The sequence below is a fragment of the Plasticicumulans sp. genome, from assembly GCF_035331805.1.
Taxonomy (GTDB): Bacteria; Pseudomonadota; Gammaproteobacteria; order Competibacterales; family Competibacteraceae; genus Plasticicumulans.
In genome coordinates this window covers 1-1,184 of sequence record NZ_DAOLKE010000230.1, presented here as the reverse complement: position 1 = coordinate 1,184, position 1,184 = coordinate 1, and the positions used below count along the sequence as shown (strand labels likewise).

The following is a 1,184-nucleotide window of genomic DNA, read 5'->3' as shown; positions in this document are numbered from 1 at the left end:
CCGATGGCCGATGGCCGATGGCCGATGGCCGCTGTCCGTCGATCCGTCCCTGCGTGCCGGAGATCGCCGTGTCCGAACCGATGCCTCATCCGCTGCCCGGGAAACCGGCCGTGACCGCCGTTGCCATCGACGCGGCCCTCGCCCGGCGCTGGAGCCCGCGCGCGCTCGATCCCGCACGGCCGCTGGCGCGTGCGCATCTGCAGGCGCTGCTCGAAGCCGCGCGCTGGGCGCCGTCCTGCTTCGGGGATCAGCCCTGGCGCTTCGTCTGCTGGGACCGCAGCCGCGATCCGGCCGGCTTTGCCGCGGCACTGGCGACGCTGTCCGAAGGCAACCGCGTCTGGGCGCAGCATGCGGCCGTGCTGCTGCTCGCCGTCGCCTGCGCGGACTTCCGTCACAACGGCCAGCCGAACCGCTGGGCGCAGTACGACACCGGCGCGGCCAGCGAGAACCTGTGCATCCAGGCCGCTGCGCTCGGGCTGGCGGCACACCAGATGGGCGGCTTCGATGCCGCGGCCGTCACAAAGCTTGCCGGCCTGCCGGAGCGCGCGACGCCGATGGCGATGATCGCGATCGGTCATCCGGCACCGGCCGATGTGCTGCCCGAAGCCCTGCGCACCCGCGAAACCGCGGCGCGCACGCGGCTGGCGCTGTCCGGAATTGCCTTCGAGGGCGGCTGGGCGCAGCCGCTCGGCGACTGAGGCCGCTGCGATGAGCGCTCCGGCCGGTGCCGGCGTCGACCGTTTTCTGGTGCGGGCCGGACTGTTCCTGCTGCTGCTCGCGGGGCTGGCGCTGCTGCTGCGCGCGCCGCTCGCCAACGCCTTCCGGATCAGCCCCTACCTGAACGGCCTGATCCTCGTGCTGTTCCTGTTCGGAGCCGGTTACACGCTGCGCTGTCTGGGGCTGCTGCGCCGCGAGCAGGCGGCCTGCGCGCGCGTGGCGAGGCTGGCGGCCGAAGTGCGCGCCGGCACGCGGGCTGCCGGCGAAGCGGCTGAGCTGATGACGCTGCCGAGCCTTGGTGCGGTCGGCGAATTTCTCGCCCGCGTGCGCCTGACGCTGCGCCAGGCCGATGCGCAGCAGACGCTGCCCTTCCTGCTCGAAACGCTCGCCGGGCGCGGGGAGGATGCGCGCGCGCTGGTGCGCTTCCTGGGCGGCACGCTGGTGCTGATCGGCCTGATCGGCACCTT

The 1,184-nt window shown here is 73.4% G+C and carries 1 protein-coding gene and 1 pseudogene; both read left to right on the top strand.

Annotated features, from left to right (window positions below):
- The coding region (locus PKE44_RS13995; protein ID WP_324552233.1) for a nitroreductase family protein at nt 1–698 on the top strand (698 nt) is incomplete at its 5' end.
- A 10-nt stretch (nt 699–708) separates the two neighbouring features.
- A pseudogene (locus PKE44_RS13990) lies at nt 709–1,184 on the top strand (hypothetical protein); the annotation flags it as partial.